The sequence below is a fragment of the Chitinophagales bacterium genome, from assembly GCA_016787225.1.
Classification (GTDB): Bacteria; Bacteroidota; Bacteroidia; order Chitinophagales; family JADJOU01; genus CHPMRC01.
The window spans coordinates 20,049-37,800 of the sequence record JAEUUY010000001.1; the positions used below are offsets into that span (position 1 = coordinate 20,049).

At 36.7% G+C, this 17,752-nt stretch carries 16 protein-coding genes; 9 read left to right on the forward strand and 7 right to left on the reverse strand.

The window, feature by feature from the left end; all coding sequences use genetic code 11:
• Positions 1-26 precede the first annotated feature (26 nt).
• The gene (locus JNL75_00095) at positions 27-3,047 is read right to left on the reverse strand and encodes an amidohydrolase family protein (GenBank protein MBL7788212.1); all 3,021 of its coding nucleotides are present in this window, start codon (positions 3,045-3,047) and stop codon (positions 27-29) included.
• Between the two features lie 230 nt (positions 3,048-3,277).
• Between JNL75_00095 and JNL75_00100 the strand changes: the two genes are divergently transcribed.
• The 5 genes from JNL75_00100 (at position 3,278) to JNL75_00120 (ending at position 10,098) form a co-directional block, all read left to right on the forward strand.
• Entirely contained in the window at positions 3,278-5,002 is a 1,725-nt protein-coding gene (locus JNL75_00100; GenBank protein ID MBL7788213.1) for a DUF1800 family protein, read from the forward strand.
• Between the two features lie 10 nt (positions 5,003-5,012).
• Positions 5,013-7,106 (forward strand): DUF1501 domain-containing protein, encoded by a 2,094-nt coding sequence (locus JNL75_00105; GenBank protein MBL7788214.1) that lies wholly within the window; start codon positions 5,013-5,015, stop codon positions 7,104-7,106.
• Between the two features lie 56 nt (positions 7,107-7,162).
• Entirely contained in the window at positions 7,163-7,966 is an 804-nt protein-coding gene (locus JNL75_00110) for a hypothetical protein (protein MBL7788215.1), read from the forward strand.
• Between the two features lie 13 nt (positions 7,967-7,979).
• Positions 7,980-9,587, forward strand: a complete 1,608-nt coding sequence (locus tag JNL75_00115) for a gliding motility-associated C-terminal domain-containing protein (GenBank protein MBL7788216.1) — start codon at positions 7,980-7,982, stop codon at positions 9,585-9,587.
• Between the two features lie 118 nt (positions 9,588-9,705).
• Positions 9,706-10,098, forward strand: a complete 393-nt coding sequence (locus tag JNL75_00120) for a hypothetical protein (GenBank protein ID MBL7788217.1) — start codon at positions 9,706-9,708, stop codon at positions 10,096-10,098.
• 120 nt (positions 10,099-10,218) lie between these two features.
• On the opposite strand, the gene JNL75_00125 is transcribed toward JNL75_00120, so the two are convergent.
• Positions 10,219-10,638 carry a nucleoside-diphosphate kinase gene (locus JNL75_00125; GenBank protein MBL7788218.1) on the reverse strand — a complete coding sequence of 140 codons (420 nt, stop codon included), beginning with the start codon at positions 10,636-10,638 and terminating at the stop codon, positions 10,219-10,221.
• Positions 10,639-10,835: 197 nt separating this feature from the next.
• On the opposite strand from JNL75_00125, the gene JNL75_00130 reads away from it, so the two are divergent.
• From JNL75_00130 to gmk, 4 genes are read left to right on the forward strand one after another with little or no spacing between them, the layout of a single operon-like run.
• The gene (locus JNL75_00130; protein MBL7788219.1) at positions 10,836-11,843 is read left to right on the forward strand and encodes a bifunctional oligoribonuclease/PAP phosphatase NrnA; all 1,008 of its coding nucleotides are present in this window, start codon (positions 10,836-10,838) and stop codon (positions 11,841-11,843) included.
• Positions 11,843-12,730 (forward strand): DMT family transporter, encoded by an 888-nt coding sequence (locus JNL75_00135; GenBank protein ID MBL7788220.1) that lies wholly within the window; start codon positions 11,843-11,845, stop codon positions 12,728-12,730. Before JNL75_00130 ends, JNL75_00135 begins: the two co-directional genes overlap by 1 nt.
• A gap of 7 nt (positions 12,731-12,737) precedes the next feature.
• Positions 12,738-13,601 carry a YicC family protein gene (locus JNL75_00140; protein MBL7788221.1) on the forward strand — a complete coding sequence of 288 codons (864 nt, stop codon included), beginning with the start codon at positions 12,738-12,740 and terminating at the stop codon, positions 13,599-13,601.
• A 21-nt stretch (positions 13,602-13,622) separates the two neighbouring features.
• A complete protein-coding gene (gmk, locus tag JNL75_00145; GenBank protein MBL7788222.1) occupies positions 13,623-14,189 on the forward strand; it encodes a guanylate kinase in 567 nt (188 codons plus the stop codon).
• A gap of 53 nt (positions 14,190-14,242) precedes the next feature.
• Here the strand turns inward: gmk and JNL75_00150 are convergent, their stop codons facing one another.
• From JNL75_00150 to JNL75_00170, 5 genes are all read right to left on the reverse strand, one after another.
• Entirely contained in the window at positions 14,243-15,040 is a 798-nt protein-coding gene (locus JNL75_00150; GenBank protein ID MBL7788223.1) for a hypothetical protein, read from the reverse strand.
• A gap of 216 nt (positions 15,041-15,256) precedes the next feature.
• Positions 15,257-15,628, reverse strand: coding sequence for a hypothetical protein (locus JNL75_00155; GenBank protein ID MBL7788224.1), 372 nt, complete (start codon positions 15,626-15,628; stop codon positions 15,257-15,259).
• A gap of 147 nt (positions 15,629-15,775) precedes the next feature.
• Positions 15,776-16,183 carry a hypothetical protein gene (locus tag JNL75_00160; GenBank protein MBL7788225.1) on the reverse strand — a complete coding sequence of 136 codons (408 nt, stop codon included), beginning with the start codon at positions 16,181-16,183 and terminating at the stop codon, positions 15,776-15,778.
• A gap of 176 nt (positions 16,184-16,359) precedes the next feature.
• Positions 16,360-16,974, reverse strand: coding sequence for a hypothetical protein (locus JNL75_00165; GenBank protein ID MBL7788226.1), 615 nt, complete (start codon positions 16,972-16,974; stop codon positions 16,360-16,362).
• 15 nt (positions 16,975-16,989) lie between these two features.
• Complete coding sequence (locus tag JNL75_00170) at positions 16,990-17,568, reverse strand: hypothetical protein (GenBank protein ID MBL7788227.1); 579 nt, start codon at positions 17,566-17,568, stop codon at positions 16,990-16,992.
• Between the last annotated feature and the right edge of the window lie 184 nt (positions 17,569-17,752).

A 17,752-nucleotide genomic window follows, 5' to 3' on the forward strand; every position in this document is an offset into this window, starting at 1 on the left:
TTTTTCATTTATTTTATTTAGAATATTTAATGCAAACACTCACCTTCATTGCCGCAGCTAAAAGAGTATTTTTGCTTTTTAGTAGGTTCTTGTGTTTCAGCACCTGCCTTCTTTTCCTCGGTTAGCTTCTGTATTAAGATCGCACGTTCTTTTAGCATTTTAGATTTACTTATAGCATTCTGCTCTAGTGAATAGAAACAACGACCATCTACATAAGTGCGCTCTGCTACAGCATAAATAGACAGCGGATGGTCAGACCACAGCACGATATCGGCATCCTTACCTATTTTCAGGCTACCCATTCTATGATCTAAGTGTAGCATTTTGGCTGGGTTTAAGGTGACTAATTTCCACGCATCTTCTTCACTCATATTGGCATACTTCACACTTTTAGCTGCTTCTTGATTGAGGCGGCGAGCCATCTCCGCATCATCTGAATTAATAGCAGTGGTCACTCCCATTTGAGTCAGAATGGCTGCATTTTGAGGTATGGCATCGATAACCTCAAATTTATATGCCCACCAATCTGAGAATGAAGAAGCATGGACACCGTGCGCTTTCATTTTATCAGCTACTTTATACCCTTCTAGGATATGTGTAAAGGTATTGACTGTAAACCCAAACTTTTCTGCTACTCGCATGAGCATAGTTATTTCTGATTGTACATAGGAATGACAGGTAATAAATCGTTTTTTATTCAAAATTTCCGCCATAGTCTCTAATTCTAAATCTCGTCGAGTATTATTGGGATTGGTTAGCAGATTTTTTAGATATTCCTGTGCCTTGGTAAAATAATTGACATAGGTCTGCTCCACACCCATCCTGGTTTGCGGATAGCGAATATGAAATTGTGGTCCCCAGTTAGCCTGCTTCACATTCTCACCGAGAGCAAATTTGATAAATCCATCTGCATTTTCTATTTTCATCTGCTCGGCTGTCATACCCCATCGCATCTTAATAAGGGCAGATTGTCCGCCTATGGCATTGGCAGAACCATGCAATAACTGTGCTGCAGTAACACCTCCTGATAAATGTCTGTAAATATTAATATCATTTGGATTGATAACGTCGCCCATTCGAACTTCTGCACTTATTGATTTCGAACCCTCATTGACTCCACGTAAGGCGATATGATTGTGTTCATCTATAATTCCAGCGGTTAGATGTTTGCCTCGAGCATCAATTATTTTACAATCTGCACACGAGAGGTTTTTACCAATTTGACTTATCTTTCCATTGCGAATAATGAGGTCTGTTTGCTGCAAAATGCCTTCAGTTTCATTAGTCCACAGTGTCGTATTTTGAAATAGAATATTTTCTGGTGTTGGCATTTTTTCAAAACCATAACCATGAAGTGGAAAGGTAATTGGTGTTAATGATTGTAAGGTTATAGTATCATACTTTCGTTTACTGGTATCTGTATATAGACTATCTCGCCGTGCTATCCATTTGAACTCAGAACCATCTGGAAATATACCTTTACCATTCCAGCTATGACGCTCTGCATCAATGAAACCCGTGAAAAAATATTTTTTATTATCGCCCTTAGGAAATGGTATCAAAGAAAAGACAATATCTTTGCCATTTCGCTCTAGCTTGGCATCTAATTTGGTGGTATCGTTTAAGACTAGTTGCATTTTAGGCGATTTCGCTTCGCCGCTCACTACTATTTTCGACCATGAGATAGATGAACTACTGGCAACAGAATTCAGCTTATAAATACCTCTTATATCATAATCTTCCATTCGGGCAATTGGATACTTCTTACCTCCTATCCAGTTTTCTAAGATTTGTGCTCTATCATCAAAGATGTTTTTATCCGAAATGAAAAAATTAGCCCATTTTCCTTTCTCCAAACTACCATAATCGCTGTAGATATTCATGAACTGTGCTGGTTGGTAGGTCAATGCTTTTAGCAAATTCGATTCTGAAATACCATATTTCAGGGTCGTTCGTAGATTTTTTAGAAAATCATCCTTTTTCTCTAGCATATCCGATGTGATGGCAAATTCTATTTTATGTTTATCCAAATAAGCACAATTAGCTGGGGCATGCTCCCAGTGCTTCATCTCTATGAGATCAACGAACTGACGTTTATAAATATCACTGACATCGTAAGCTTTAGGAAACTGCAATGGCACGATCAATTTCGCATTCGTCTTTTTTATTTCTTCCAATCGCTGATATTCAGAACCATCTGTTTTAAAGATATATTGCCTACCAAATTCGTCTCCAACCTTATCTGCCCGCAAAACATTTTCCCAATTTCCAGCATCGAAAATGGATATTAGATTTTTATTCCTATTCCACGCTTCTAAATTGATATTGTATTCGCGCGGCGCTGTAGTTCTGGAATACCACTGTGCATCGAGCTCCGTCTGGCGCAGCAGCGCTATAGACCCCATGAGGCTATTGGGATATTCCTGGGTCGAACTTCCTTTGTCAAAAGAAAAGACACTAGCAATATTGTCTTTTTTGAGCATGAGATTTTCTCTCTCACTGCCGAGCATAACCAAAGCGGCCGTACCTCGTGCTATACCATCCTTTCTATGGGTGACCACCATCCCAAAGCCTTGTTTGCGATAGCTCATAGCCATAGTATCGTGCTTTACAAAATAACGACTCGCCTCGTAGTCACTATGGATAGCTTGATTCCATCCATAAGCTCCTTTTCTATTGGACTCATATTGTGCACCTTCTTTGTCGCTCCCCTTAGCTTGCTTAGATAAGCCATAGTCTGAAGATAAGTCTATAAATGATGGATAAATAAATTTGCCTTTGAGGTCATAAATGATAGCACCTTGTGATTTCAGAGTGGATGGGGAAATTTCAACCACCTTGCCATTTTTGATAAGCAGACTAGCATTGGGTAAAATAGTCTGATAATCTTTGTAAATCGTAGCATTGATGAATAGGACATGACCCTCTCGATAATCATCTGGACCATTGGACTTAAAGGTGGTTTCCTGTGCTGGCATGGATAAATCCAATGCCACAAAAGCTAACAATAGGAAAACTACCTTCCATTTCTTTTTCTTTGAAATCATATTTTTAAATCTTAGGTGAGCAAAGGTAATGGAAAATAATAGATAAGTCTTAATTCCCGTTTGGGCAATTCTAACATACTTTTTGAGAATGATAAAACAAAAATGTCCTTTGGATTCGAAGCTTTTAACAATACTCTTGCTAACCCCAAATTTTTTGTAAAAAAAATTAACAAAATTAAATTTAAAACTCTACTTTTGTGCTAGAAGATCGTAAAAAAATTAATTAGCCTATGGCGTCAATAGCCGAAAAGACTACCCCGCTTGGATTTGAAGCAGCTATGCATCTTCTAAGAAGGGCTACATACAGGCCTACGAAGGCTCGTGCTTTTGCACTGGCTAGTATGACCCCAGCACAGGCTCTTGATCAGCTCTTTACATTTACTGCCCCAGCCTTACCCAAGCCAATAAAAAATACAGACGGCTCTCAATATTTCCCTGATTTCGATAATCCTGGGGTTACTTTTGACACGACTTACAATAATGATTTTTCGTATGAATTTATGAATTATTGGCTGTATAATGCTCATAAGTCTGATACGATTCAATGGAAGCTCTCTATGTTCCTTCATAGCATATATATAACCAATTATACTTCGGTCTATATGCAATGGGACAATATGGCGCTCATTCTGCAATATACCAATAAGAGTCTAAAGGAATTGGCATATAAAATGACGCTAAATCAGCGTATGATATACTATTTAAGTAATTATCTCAACATTAAAACCAATCCGAATCAAAATTATTCACGAGAGTTTTTGGAGCTTTTCACTATTCTCAAAGGAGAGCAGATAGACGAAGGAAATTATACCAACTACACCGAGTTGGATGTGCAGCAAGCAGCTCGTGTGTTAACTGGATTTACTGGGACTTATGGTGGTAATGTGCGAATGAATTATCTGGATAAGGGATTGACTGCCAATCTAGCTGGTCATGCTCCCAATCCTACCAATGCAGGATGGACCTATGCCACTACCAATCTACCAACAGGGCTATGTAATCTAGCACAGCATGATACAGGAAATAAGACATTTAGCGCTGCCTTTGGCGGACAAACGATAACGGGTTCTAATACCCTGACAGGTGCTTATACCGTCTATGACGAATTGCAGGCATTTATCAATATGGTGTTTAATCAGGAGGCGACCGCAAAGAATTATGCGCGGAGATTGTATCGCTTTTTTGTTAATTCTCAGATTTCACAAGAAATAGAAACAGATATTATCACTCCACTGGCAAATCACCTTTTGAGTACTCAAAATGGTATAACTTATAATTTAGAATCAGCTGTAAAAATGCTCCTCAAGTGCTGGCATTTCTATGACCAAGATGATAGTATAATAGGAGATGACCATATCGGTAGCAAAATAAAATCACCAGTTGATTTGATGCTAAATTTTATGGCCGAAACGAATATGACCATGGTCAATCCGACTGCGAATCCCTTACATTTCCATAACTATTTCAATACGCTACGCTCACGCATTTGGATTTCTGGTATGCAAGTATTTAATTCAGTGGATGTCAATGGCTACCCTGGCTACAGTGCCAAACCAGATTATGATAAGAATTGGGTTACTATTGCCACTTTGAATCAACGCTATAAATGTGGCTGGATAGAAACATGTCTCAATGGGTATACTAACAATGGATTCACTACCAGACTGGATTCGCCAGATTATTTAAGATTATCTGGGTGGTTTACAGATCCTGGTAATGCAGATACATTGATTGACGAATTGATGGATTTATTGTTTCCAAGCAAACCGAAGGGATTGCGCTATGGGTATTTTGAGAATGCTTTGCTCAACGGCTTATCCAAGGCAAACTGGCAAACGACATGGAATACATGGATAGCAGACGTGAATAATGCTACTAAAAAGAATGCTGTGCGTACGGCAGTAAATAGATTACTTCTAGCTATGGCTAGGTCTACGGAATATCAAGTGATGTAAACTATAGATTATGGGATTAGGAAGAAGAGGTTTTTTAAAAGTTTCAGGCACATTAGGATTATCGAGTCCATTGATTTTAAATAATTCTTATGCTTGGGCATCTGCTGCTCCATTTGCCGATTGTGACCCAGTCTCTGATAGAGTTATCGTCATGGTCAGAATGGCAGGAGCGAACGATGGTCTCAACACCGTGATTCCGCTCAATGAATATGCACAATATAGTTTCTTGAGACCCGATATTAAGTTAAATAATACAGGAGCAAATTCAATTATATCCCTGAATTCTGATATTGGATTGCATCCGAATATGTATGCTTTTTCTGATTTAATGAATGCAGGCAAATTAGCCATCATTAACGGTGTAGGGTATCCAAAACCAAACTATTCGCATTTCGATTCTGAGAATATGATGTTTGCTGGTAGAGACGGGAATAACGCTACCAATCTGGTAGACGGAATGATGGGAAGATACTTAGAATCTGTTTTACCCGGTATGGCTGGTTCTCCGAATAGACTTATGGAAGACCCCGTGGCATTGCATTTTGGCAATTCCAATCCATGTCTCATTTTTAATCATACGCATAATAAAAACATTGAATACAATGCTACATCGATGCAAGGCACTTTGTTTGGTATGTTAGCACCTGAGATATATCTCCCAGACGAAAGCGATTATGGCAAGATACAGCAATTCCTAAGAGGAGTTGAAAAGAGTATGGACGCCTACTATAATAGAATTATGTCTGTATTTACTGCTGGCAGCAATAGTTCTGTATCCTATCCAGCCACCAATCTGGGCAGACAACTAAAAACGGTATCACGATTGATTCGTGGAGGATCTAAAACTAAAATTTATATGGTTACGATTGGCGGGTTTGATACACATGATACTCAATCCGTGATAGGTAGTTCACATACTGGTGCTCATGCCAATTTACTTCTCGATGTTTCTAATTCAATCGCTGCTTTTCAAGCTGATTTAGAAGCATTGGGTACAGCTGATAAGGTAATAACTGTGACGTTCAGCGAATTTGGTAGGCAAGTAAAACAAAATGGTAGTACCGGTACTGATCATGGTAATATAGCACCTTTCTTTGTCATAGGAAAGGGCGTACAAGGAGGCGTACTCGGAGCTCACCCAAGCCTCAATGTACCAGCAAATGCTAATCAAAATAGCTCTACTGCATTTTATTATCCAGCTTCTGAGCGAAAGTATGATTATAGGCAAATTTACGGTACATTATTGCAGGATTGGTTAGGAGCTAGTAATGCAGTGATTACAGAAACTCAGCTAGATAGTGCTAGTATAGGCACAGAGGGTGCTACGAAATTAAATCTTGTGAAAACTGCTGACAACGCAAGTCCAGATTGTCTATCCAGTAAACTGATTGATTGTCATAAGTTCCCATACGATGATATTGCCTGTGTGAAGATTTTCGAAACAGGCGGATGGTCCTATTATGGTTTACCGGGAACAGTAGATAATAGTTATTACTTCGGGATAGAGCATAATCCAACAGGAGCAGGTGCAAACACACAAGCGTTTACAGCTCAAGTGAAAATTAGAAAATGTCTTTGTTCTCCGAACGGTCCGAAAATATTTAGTCGCAAAGATGGACAAGATGCAAGTTTTGTCATGGGTATCGTCTGGACTATCGAACTGACTTCTGGAACTCAAGATGGTTTTGTCAATATTAGATTCTTTCATAATTATGATCTTTTAGCTGATACTTTGTCAGAAGCTACTAAATTTAAGAATGCAGTCTCGGCTAATTATATCAGTCCTGAGTTATGGTTTAAAACCCTCTCTCCAGTCAGTATTCCAAATGATTTAAGGGCTCAGGGATTATTTGTTCCTATCTATCCCTTAGGTCCAATAGTAACAGGAGCTATCAACGGCGTCTTATATAAAGAGTGGGGAAATCAACAGAATATAGATAGAAATAGTGGTGGTTGTATGATAAGAGTCACAAATCAAAATGAAGGAAATTTCGTAAAGAAGCCAGCAACACCGCCTTTCCTAGAAGGAACTATGCGATTCAATCAAGTGAATCAGCATTTTGAGGGATTTGATGGATTTGAGTGGATTATATTAGATAATTAGAAATTAGAAGTTAGATAAAAGAAATTAAAATAATTCAATTTATAAACTTAAATAAGATGAAGAAGATATTTTTTACTTTGTTGTTTATAGGTGGTTTAGCCACCATCAAGGCACAAATGCGCTTTGGTACAGGTGATGTTCTTGATCCGAACGCTGTCGTGCAAATCGATGCAGGTGATGGTACACGAAAGGGACTTTTGATGCCAAGAGTTCAATTATTAGCCACCAATAACTACGCTCCTCTAGGTGCTCATGTGGCTGGTATGATTGTATATAACACAGTCACAGCTGGAAGTGACCCGTATAAAGTATATCCAGGCTATTATTACAATGATGGCACAAAATGGCAAAGGGTACTATCCGAACAGGAAATAAATAAAGTATGGCTAAATGCTTCGAATGGTTCTACTGCGACTTTGGAAAATCAAGATATATATCGAAGTGGAAAAATGGGCTTAGGAGTTACTACTCCAAGTGAAGCACTTGACGTCAATGGAAATGTCAAAGTAAGTGGAGGAGCCAATACAGGTCAAGTAAATATCAAACAGGGAACTGCAAGCAATAGTGGTTCTGTAGAAATTACCAATCCTAATAATCAAATGGTAGGTAAAATAGGGATTATGCCTAATCATATGAACTATCATACGGAGGATACCTTGAAGCACCACGTATTTACAGGAGGTAATCTGGCTATAGGTACTACAACAGCCCCCGTTAAGCTCGTAGTCAATGGTGCACTCAAACTAGGGAATGAAGCAAAAACGAATGATGCTCCTGAAGCAGGTATGATACGATATAATCAATCTTTAGGTAGATTTGAAGGATATAATGGAACTGCGTGGGTTAGTCTCCATGAATAAAATATAACAATTGATGAAGAATATTATACTATTATTTCTTAGTTGTCAGTTACTGATTTTAGGGTTTGGAGCACAGGCTCAGATAAAATCTTATGGCAGTACCGTCATAGAGAATAATGGTGATATGAGAGTTTATAAGGATTGGGATTTCAGGACTATTCTAAATAATAATCCTAACTCTGGCATTTTGGGTACTGAACGGAGACTGAATAAAAGCTATGTCAGTTTCATGTCAGGTTCTTCATGGTCAGGAGTTACGGACGAAGCATACGTAGATGGCTATGTTCGTACCTTTATGTCTAATAAATTTATTTTCCCTATTGGTGATAATAATCAGTTTAAACCAGCAGCAGTAGACAAGGCATCTGAGCTAGCACCTACAGAGGCAGCTTATTTTGCAGTTAGCCCAAATATAGCTATTACTAGTCCATTTTTTGGAAGTGTTAGTCAAGTCTTGCCTCCAGATGGACCATTTCCTACCACTAAAAAACAAGCCCCTATTTATCAGGTAAGCTCGAAAGAATATTGGGATGTCAATGGAAGTACCTTAACCAGATTGACCTTAAGCTGGAATGATCGAAGCGATATTAAAAAATTGACAAATGGTGGTCTGAAAAATCTGACAATTGTAGGCTGGAACGGAAACGAATGGGAAATTTTACCATCAGCGGTTGATGTATATTCCATTTTTGGTTCATCATCAAATTTGATTCAAGGATCTATCACAACATTATCTGAAATAGACCTTAATGCCTATTCAGTATTTACTTTGGCTGGCTTGACTCCAAGTAAGTTTCAATACTTCTATACAAAATCAGGCAAGAATAAAGTCAAACAATCACAGTCAACTATCGTGCAATTTGACGCAGATATAGACATGTCAAAAAATTCTGATTTTGACATATCCCTACACCACTCCGAACCGAAATATGGCACTTTGATTAATGTAACGAACGAAGGTTATGCATATAAAGCTAGTAACTTCCATATAGGCATTGATACCATAAGGACGATTGCTGTCATTTTTAGCAAACCTACATTTGTGCTTTCCTATGACACATTTTATAATGAAGTTATGGTTCAATATCATGGGAAAGATAGTCAATTATCAATGAATAATATGCCGAGTATTAAACTCGGTAAACCTTTAGAGATAGGAAATGAAGTAAAAGTAGTTTATTCTATAACCTCACAAAAAGGAAGCCAGCTAGACCTAGGAAAAGGCGTTTACGAATATACCTCAAAATTAAAAAATGAAACGGACAATGTCGTCTTTATCATTAAGGCTGATTACAATTCACTAGGAATACAAACCATTGACACTTCTCGATATGAGATAAAACTCAATGAGAAGTTTAAAGGCGATAACATTCAATCTTTGATAACACCGAATGGTGACGGTCAGAATGATTTCTGGGTATTGCCCATTTCCATGTTAGAGGATTATCCTCAACTACAGCTCCAAGTCATGAACCTAGAAGGTAAAATCGTATATCGTAGTTCTGGAAGCTATCAAAATGATTTCAGTGGTATTGGTCTCGGCACAGGAATCTATCTCTACGAAATTGTTCTGGAAAAAGGAAATATTCTGAAAGGAATGTTGAAGATAGAACAACAATAGTTAGTAGTTTTTAGTGAATAGTTAATAGTGAACAATTAATAGTTTATCAACTATGTATTTGAGTATTTACTTTCATTGCAGCTAGATTAGTTAAACTCAAATCTTTAATTTTAAAACTATGAAGCAAGTAAATTTACTTAATATAAAAATTTTAATAGCAGTTTCAATACTGGTAATTCTATTCCAATTTTTGATTCTTCTTAAAATCGTACCCTATTCTATAACTTGGGGAGGTAGATTGGAAACAGATGAACAGATGTATACTTTTGTTTCATTGGGAATTTTAATAAATTGTTTTTTCATATTCACCCTGGTTCAGAAGGGGGAATATATAAAGCAAATTTTTAGTCCTAAAATAATTACCATCATACTTTGGATTTTCTATGGATTATTTATCCTCAATACTATAGGCAATTTATTTGCTAAAACTTATTTTGAAAAAGGATTTTCCTTGATTACCGGACTCTATTCCTTTCTGATTTGGAGAATAAACTATTCTTCAGGAAATTAAAAACACTCTTGGTTAAGGTTACAAAAAAAAACCGGTGTCAATGACACCGGCACTATACCAAAATATTGTTGGCTAAAACAGTTATGTATTGGTATATAACTGAATTTATATATTTATAAGTTAGAAAATCTCGCTAGCAGAGAATAATAAATCTCCCTCGATTTTCGCATTCTCATCACTATCACTGCCATGAATTGCGTTTCTCTCGATACTCTCAGCATATTTTTTTCTCACAGTTCCTTCTTCTGCATTAGCAGGATTCGTAGCACCTATTAATTTTCTAAAAGACTCCACAGCATTATCTTTTTCTAAAATAGCCGCTACTATAGGACCAGAAGTCATAAAATTGACTAACTCCATATAAAAAGGTCTTTCCTTATGCACTGCATAAAACTCTTTAGCCAATGATTCACTCATATGAGTATATTTCATTGCCTTGATCTTGAAACCATCTTTAATTATCATGTCTAAAATTCCACCGATGTGACCTTTCGCTACTGCATCGGGTTTAATCATCGTATACGTTCGATTACCTGCCATTTTTCTTCTCTTTTTGGGGATTAGTTATTAAAATTGAGTCACAAAACTAGGCTTTTTGGTCTAAACTAAATTCTAAAACATACTAAAAAAAGGTATAGAATATAATGGATGGTTGTTTTTGATTATATTTGCAGCGGTTTTAACAACCCATTATTTGCATTGATTTTCAAGCAAATAAGACAAATAATAAGAAAAATATGGAGCGCTTCCCCCAGAATGAGATAGATATAATTAGGAAATGGTTAGATTCAAAACCTCCAATAACCATAATTACCCATTTCAATCCCGATGGAGATGCTATAGGTTCATCGATAGCTCTAAAGTTATACCTTGAAAAACAAGGACTTAAAGTTGATTGCATCTTCCCTTCTGCTTTTCCTTCATATTACAATTGGATTCCTCAAGTATCTGAAGCCTTGATTTTCAATGAGAAGGAAAAACCTAGCTTCGAAAGCTACTTTACCGAGGATAGAATCATATTCTGTTTGGACTTTAATAGCCCATCAAGGGTCAATCAACTCACTGATTTTTTGGGAAATTCGAAAGCCAAAAGAATCCTAATTGATCATCACGAAGAGCCTAGTTCAGATTTTCAACTGAGTTTTAGCTATCCTGGAACGAGTAGTACTTGTGAGTTGGTCTATGATTTTATGATGAAATGGAATCAGAGTCTTATCGACATAGATATCGCTACTTGCCTTTATACAGGTTTACTTACGGATACGGGGGGATTTCAATTTTCATCCACTCAGTCTAGCACCTTAGTTATGGCTGCACGATTGATGGGTATAGGTATCAATGCAACAGAAATTTACAATCTCGCATTTAATAATTTCAGTATCAATAGGTTAAAACTATTTGGATACTGTATTTCGAATAATATGACCATAGTAGAGGATAAAAAGCTAGCCTATATGTGGATTGATCGACGTACGAAAGACAAGTTTGACATCCAGGATGGCGATACAGAAGGGCTTGTTAACTATCCTATGAAAGTTTTAAACATCGAAGTTTCTGTCCTTTTCAAACAGGATTATGATAAAATTAGAATTTCTTTTCGTAGTAAAAACGATACCGATGTCAATAAGATAGCCCGTCAATATTTCAACGGAGGTGGACATATCAATGCTGCTGGCGGTATGAGTAAAAAGAGCTTAAAAGAAACCTTAGCCTATTTTGAAGAACTTATTCCTCGTATTTTTTGATGACAAAGAAGGGTTCCACGAAGTTCGCTTATCTTCTTCTGATATTAGTAAACCTTATTTATGGCGCTAATTATTCTATAGCTAAATCTATAATGCCGACCTATATCGGCCCATTTGGATTCATATTTTATCGTGTTTTTGTATCACTCATATTATTTGCGTGTATCTATTTTCTGTTTCTAAGGGAGCGGATACTTCATTCAGACTGGTTGCGTTTAATAGGCTGTGGGTTCTTCGGTATTGCGCTCAATCAACTCTTTTTCTTCAAGGGCATTAGTTTGACGAGTTCTATTCACGCAGCACTTCTTATGATTACCTCCCCCATTATTACTTATTTAATCTCTCAAATTACCCAAGATAAAAAGATAAAACTTCAGAAAATAATGGGAATAAGTCTAGGCATGGCAGGAGCATCTATTTTGATTATAAGTTCTGCTAAAGAAAGTCAATCATCATCTGCCTTAGGTGATTTTTTTATTGTCATCAACGCCATATCCTTTTCCATTTATCTAATACTCGTCAAGCCCATGATGAGTCGATATCATCCTCTTACGATTACCTTTCTTATGTTTCTCACAGGTAGTGTTTGGGTAGGAATTTTTGGTTTCAAACAAGCTGTTGAAGTCAATTTTTCGGAATTGCCGACTAGCTTTTATTGGAGCTTTGGTTTCGTGATTCTCTGCGCTACATTTCTTGTCTATTTGTTTAATAACATGGCTATGCGTGCGGTATCACCGACCACGGTAAGTAGTTTCATTTATCTTCAACCACTATTTGCCATAATCATAGCTACTGTATTTGCAGGTGAAGTCATGACAATATATTCGGCAATTGGTGGTATTTTGATTATATTTGGACTTTGGCTCATAAATAGAAAAAAACAATAGCGCAGGTATGGTCTGTTCGATGACAGGTTTCGCATCCGAAAATCTCCTCTTGAGAGACATAAACTACAGCCTAGAGTTAAAGACACTCAATAGTAAAGGTTTAGATTTTATTTATAAATCCCCTTCCCTATTCCGCAACCTCGAGATTCAGGTTAAAAATATTATTCAGAAAAATTTAGAACGTGGCAAAGTGGAGCTTTCCATTCAGTCGAAAGACGGCAAAAAAGGCTTCAACGCAATTAATGAAGATGTATTTACTCAACAATATGATTTCTTAAAAAATCTATCCACTAAGTTAGGCTCTTCAACAGAAGTGTTCTCTCTCGTCGTTCAGAACTACAATAGTTTAATAGAAATAGAAGATTTGACAGAGGAAGAAGTTAATAGTCTTTTCAGCGTGATAGAAAACCTATGCACCAAAGTCAATCATTTTCGGATAGAAGAAGGAAATGTGATCAAAAAGGATTTAACAGATTGGGTAAATAAAATAGAAGCGACAAAAAATCAAGTAGCAAATCTTGGAGATAAGCGTATAGAAAGCCGGAGAGAAAAGCTTTTGCAGGGTATACAGGAAATAACGACTACCAATGAAATCGACTATAATAGGCTAGGTCAAGAAGTGATTTACTATATAGAGAAATTGGATATCAGCGAAGAACTCAGCCGACTGCAGCAGCATATACAGCTATTTATCCAGACAGTAAATAGCAAAGAACACGCTGGAAAAAAACTAGGATTTGTAGCTCAAGAAATGGGAAGAGAAATTAATACTATAGGCTCTAAAGCAAATGACAGCGAGATTCAGCATTTAGTAGTCGATATGAAAGATTTACTGGAACGCATAAAAGAACAATTGAATAATGTGGTCTGAAAAAAATAAAAACATAGCTTTATGAAGAAAAAATCCATACTCATTACAGCTCCATCGGGCGCAGGTAAGACGACCTTGGTGAAAAAACTACTTCAAGATTTTCCACACTTAGAGTTTTCCATATCCGCAACAACTCGCGAACCTAGAGAGCATGAAAAGGACGGTATAGATTATCATTTTATTACCGAAACTGAGTTTAAACATAAAATTGAAAACCAGGAGTTCATTGAGTGGGAAGAGGTTTATAAAGGTTCCTTTTATGGAACCCCAAAGTCGGAAATAGATAGAATCTATGGTTTGGGAAAAATCCCTATTTTTGATATTGACATTATGGGAGCGATGAGTGTCAAAAAATTACTTTGTAATGATATCCTGTCCATATTTATAGCAGCACCTAGCCTACAAATTCTGGAAGAAAGACTACGAAAAAGACACACAGAAACTGAAGAAAAAATTCAAACCCGCCTTAATAAAGCAATTAGTGAGATGAAATTTGCTAATTTCTTTGATAAAAAAATTATCAATGATGAGCTGGAGGTAGCTTATGCAGAGCTAAAAGGCTTGGTGGATAAGTATTTGAGTGCTTAGAATTTTTAAACGCAAAGGGCGCAGAGTCTTGCGCAAAGGTGGCAAAGATTGTTCTACCTTCTCCCATTCGCAGTAAATATGGAGTAGCCGAGTCCGATAGATAACCACGGTTTGTTTCTATAGACATAACTATCAAAAATAGGATTGCTACCACTGAGCATATCTATACCCGTGAATAGACCTATCTGTGCATTGCCAAACTCCATCATGACTCCGATAGATGGGGTGAAAGCTATGGTTTCTTGACGATTTCTCACTTTGCCATTCGTAGAGAAACTATCTAAGGTGACTCCAGACACGCCTATTCCCAAAAGCCCACTAAAACTCACTGGTGCGAAATCACTCTTCGTGTACTTGACCCCAAAAGTAGAGCCTATCGTAAAATCTTTCGAAAAATCAAAAGGTCCGAATCTTAACTTGATAGGAGTAATCACACTGCCGAGGGTAAAGGCATACTTCTGTGTATTGGATGGAATAGCCTTATAGTCAAGTTGGGCTTTAGTGATCCTATAATATTTATAATATTCTATGTCGTCATCTTCAAAGTTCATTCGCTTACCTTTGCGCTTCTTCGATGGTAAGATAAATCGAATAATACAAGTATCCCGCTTCATTTCTATAAGGAGAAATTTAGAGCCTATTTGTGCGGTCAAACGTTCATTGCTGAGCTTGACTCCTTCTACATCGCAGCGGTACATAGGGCATTCGAGGATAAACTCATACTTGCGATAAAAGTCTCGTGAGTTTACGCTCGTAGTCGCCTGCGGTGCTGGAGGCATGGGTGGCGTCTGTGCTAATAGATGATGACTAACAATGCAGAAAAAGAATAGTATTCGTTTTATATGATTCATTTTTGATAAATACGTTTGTAGTAGGTTATTTCACAGAGGTTCACGAAGAATGAAGAGATTCACAGAGTTTCTTATCACCGCAGGACTTGTCCCGATAATTTCGGGAGGCGCAGAGTACGCAGAGGTTTTTCTAATCTTTCTGAGTATTAACTATCTTTAGTGAGTGGCAATATTTCCTTCAAATCAACAGACTATTGACAACTAGCCACCGACCACTTACAACTTTATCTTCACCACTATCTTCCCATTTTCTTCATACAATGGATACTTTCCTGCGGCGATAGTAATGCCCTGCGGACATCCTGATGCAGCAGCTATGTCATCTGGTATAGTGAAATCTTTATCTACTCTGAAATACTCTGTCGTGAAATGCTTGATATAGATATAGTCTTTTATTTTTTTCTGTGAGAAATAGAGATAAAGCTCACGGTCTTGATAGCCTAGCTCAGCTTCGAGGCAGTTATCATACTTAGAACAAGTCTCCATTGTCTGCTCCGTGCTCTGCTCCACTATGCACATACCGAAGCCATCGCAGTCTGGACTTGTCCCTAGGGTGAGGAGGATGGAAATTATATTGAGTAAAAACATAGAATGGGTTTTGAATGGTTAAAATTTATCCTGAAATAGTTTATTCTTGAATGACAGCAACAAATCGTGTCATAAAAAGCACGGATACGACTTTCGTTCATATCCGCGCTATGTAGATACTTGTGACAGTACATGATTTAAATCACATTAAAACTGAATCTTTACTATATTTTCTTCTCTGGTAAATAAGTAACTCCCATTAAGAAATGTGAAAGATTCCCTTCCAGAGAGAGTTCTAAGCGATTCATTAAGTGGTACAGTAATACCTTCTTGTGGTAGATTAGTTAATGTAAAACTGGTGTTTTGCTCGAAATATTGTTGAACATCCTCAGCATATGTAGAGAGGTCAAGGCTAAGAATAAAGCGATTATTCTCCCATGAAAAATTAGAGACACTACCCATGCGACACTCCTTTGGAAAGGGTAAACAAATTCGCCAATCAAAACAACCTAACCAAATGCCTTCTGTATGACCACCTCCACCTGCCGCTTGTGCTTGTGAATAACCGCTTTGAAATAAAACTATGCTACAAATAATTATTATAAATTTTTTCATAATGAACTACACGTATTATCTAACCCCGTCGGGCTTTATATGTTTAACTAATAAATGGATTGTTTTAGAAAAAAGCATGGATACCAAGTATTTTAGTATCCAAGCTATGTGAGGGGAATATTGTCTCTAAATAAGCACGGATACCGCTATCGCTAATACCCAAACTATAAAGAATTCTAATTCGAAATACTATTGTAAAATAAGTCTAAATTAACATAATACACATCAAATGATTTATTTCTAGAGGTTTCCTTCACTAAATTAAAAAGTCTTCTCTTTTGCCTTCCCATTGTATTCGAATAAAACACATAAAGTCTTTTACCTTTATGTTTAGTACAATCGTCATTATCTATCCCTAATTTTTTTATAAATGGTATTCGTTCTTTTAAAGTAAATGTCCACTTATTATTAAATGAATTAACTCTTAGAAACAATGAGTCGTCAAAATTACTATTCTTATTAAAATTAATATTTGGGAAACCCTGAAAGTCGCAGTTTACAAAATTATTAACCAGATTGTCATTACTATCAATAATTAATACCTGCAGAGGCTGACCCGATCTTTTAAACTTATAATCATCGATTTTATGCAATCTGTAATAACTACTATCAACATAATACACAAAGCTAAGATTTAAACCATCATCATGTACAATACTTTTTATTGCATTTATATCGTACTTTTCATTATTAATACCATAACATGATGCTACAAATTGTTTACATGAGACTAATGTTAAGCTATATGCCAAAAATATTGTTCCTAGAATTGATTTATTATATTGTTGCATTCGAAATATAAATTATTAATTAATAGAATAATTTACAATTACTTTTCCGTATTGTGACTTTTCGCTTGGTACAACTGTATACATACCCTCATTCAGGGTGATTGAGTTCGCGTTAATACCTAGGGCAGCACATTGAGCTTGATCTAACGAAACATTACCAGCAATCAATGACTGCATATTTTCATTATAATTTAATCTATCAGTAAATGTAAGTTGAAGTGAATTACCACCTAAACTTTTAACTAAAACTCTGCCTTCACCATTATTATAATCAGGGTCTTGATAATCAAACTTAAAAACTAAACAAATACCGCAGCAACATGAACATGGTTTACAAGGTCTATCAAACTCGTCTCTGCAACCAGCCGGACATGGTCTGAAATTAAAGATTATTGGAACTTCACCACTTTCAATAGGTACAGAGTAATTTGGGTCAGGATTATTCCAGTGACTAACTGCATCTTGCCAAGATGTTGGCTGATAAAGAGGCAATCCAGTTTTCTTATACTTCTTTAGAGCAATAAGACCGCAAACTGAACAGACAATAATAAGTGACAGAACTAATTTTTTCATAACTAAACAGAAGTTTACCATTCCACTTCCAAGGTTAAAGTTAAAGATTAAAATTTATTTCATAGACTTTCTTTTCTCTAACCTACAGCAAACCGACAAGTCAAGGTTTCGTACTCATTGGAAGATGGCCGATAGTACTAAGAACCCCTATAGTCCCCCTATCTATCTTCGTCAACTTCGAGATTTAAAAATCTGATGCAAAGGT